General features: G+C 59.0%; 3 protein-coding genes. All 3 read left to right on the top strand.

What is annotated here, in order from left to right; translation table 11 throughout:
* Positions 1–316 (top strand): OPT/YSL family transporter (locus NTW95_07900; protein ID MCX6557332.1); only part of this gene is annotated, 316 nt, incomplete at its 5' end.
* Between the two features lie 159 nt (positions 317–475).
* Entirely contained in the window at positions 476–838 is a 363-nt protein-coding gene (locus NTW95_07895; protein ID MCX6557331.1) for a hypothetical protein, read from the top strand.
* Positions 839–954: 116 nt separating this feature from the next.
* Positions 955–1,902 (top strand): malate dehydrogenase (locus tag NTW95_07890; GenBank protein MCX6557330.1); only part of this gene is annotated, 948 nt, incomplete at its 3' end.

The raw sequence follows: 1,902 nt of genomic DNA, 5'->3' as shown, positions 1-1,902 counted from the left end.
CATCTTTGTCGGCGGCATCATCCGCTGGGTCGTCGACGCCATCATCGCCCGCCGCAAGTACAACGACAACCAGAAGTCGCGCATCGAGAACCGCGGCGTATTGCTGGCTTCGGGGCTGATCGCCGGCGAGGCGCTGATCGGGCTGGTATTCGCCGCCATCGCCTTTTTCAATGACGGCCGCGTGCCCATGCTCGGCCAGCATCCCAGTTATCTGGTCAGCGTCCTGGTTTTCTTCGCCTTAGGTTACCTGCTGGTCAAGCTGCCCCTGGGCAATGCCGGCGATCCCAACGAAGCGGCCGCGCCGGCTGTCATGTAGTCCCATGTTGCTGAGCCGCAGGCGAAGCTTACATGGGACTATCCATGTTGCTGAGCCGCAGGCGAAGCGGCATGGATAGGAAATCGGCATACGGCGTACGACGTACGGTTTAAGAAAATAACAGGGTAGGGGCGACCGGCCGGTCGCCCCTACATAGATATGGAAAAAAAAGACAATATTTTGGATTACGTGCCGATTCAGAACTGCCCATCGGGAACTGACGAAAAAGGTCAAGTCTATCTGATCAAGGAAAAGACAAAGAACAAACTATTGAAAAAAATCATCGGCTGGCTGGGGCGCAGCCAGGATTTTCATATTCACCTCGACGGGCTGGGCAGCGCCGCCTGGCTTGCGGCCGACGGCTCGCGCACCATCCTGGCCATCGGCGCAGCCATGAAAAAAGAGCAAGCCGGCGGGGCGGAAGGGCTTGAGCTTCGTCTGGCCAAGTTCTTTGCCATGCTGGCCCGCGACGGCTTCGTACGCTGGGGCCCGCAGGGTCCCCCTGCGGGGGGCGGCGGGTGACAGCCTGAACCGCCGCCACAAAAAATATTTCATCCTTGACTATTTAAAAAAAACTCATTAAAGTTACTCTTCTGCTTAATGAATAATTTATGCGTTAACAACATAAGGAGGTTCCGATGAAAAAGCCCGATCTGAAACTATCCAACCTGAACGAACTGTTCCCCGACAATTTCACCCAGGAGCAGCTGGCCAAGGCCAAGACCCTCTTCCTGAAGGAGCTGGCCCTAACCAGCCACAAGTTCTACGGCGGCAAGATCGCCACCATGCCCAAGGCCGGGGTCTACGGCTTCAACTGGTTCAACGTCTGGTACACCCCCGGCGTCTCCAAGGTCTCGACCACCATCCGCGACGACAACGACACCTCCTTCGAGCTCACTAACCGCGGCAACTTTGTGGCCGTCGTTTCCGACTCGACGCGCGTCCTGGGCGATGGCGATTGCACTCCTTCCGGCGGCCTGGGGGTCATGGAAGGCAAGGCCTTTTTGATGAAATACCTCGGCGGCGTCGACGGCGTGGCCCTGTGCGTGAACAGCTACAACGACAAGGGCAAGCACGACCCCGACAAGATCATCGACTTCGTCAAGATGGCCGAACCCAGCTTCGGCGCCGTCAATCTGGAAGATATCTCCCAGCCCAACTGCTACAAGGTCCTGGACACCCTGCGCGAGGCGTGCAACATCCCGGTCTGGCATGACGACGCGCAGGGGACGGGCTCGGTGACCCTGGCCGGGCTGATCAACGCCCTGCGCGTGGTGGGCAAGGAACTGAAGAACGTGCGCATCGTCTTCTACGGCGCCGGCGCCTCCAACACCACCATTGCCCGCTTGATCATCCAAGCCGGCGGCGACCCGGCCAAGATGATCATGTTCGACACCACCGGAAGCTTGCACCTCGGCCGCGACGACATCAAGGCCGACCCCGCTTTTTACCGCAAGTGGGAGCTGTGCCAGAAGACCAACCCCGGCCGCGTCGATGACATCGAAAAAGCCATGACCGGCGCCGACGTGCTCATCGCCCTGAGCAAGCCCGGTCCCGACACGGTCAAACCGGCCTGGATAAAGAAG

The sequence above is a fragment of the Candidatus Aminicenantes bacterium genome, from assembly GCA_026393795.1.
GTDB lineage: Bacteria > Acidobacteriota > Aminicenantia > UBA2199 > UBA2199 > UBA2199.
The sequence above is the reverse complement of the archived record's forward strand: the minus strand, read 5'-3'. Positions and strand labels throughout refer to the sequence as shown.

Coding starts and splice junctions, on each gene's coding strand:
- NTW95_07895 (MCX6557331.1), top strand. CDS start 476: ATGGAAAAAAAAGACAATATTTTGGATTACGTGCCGATTCAGAACTGC.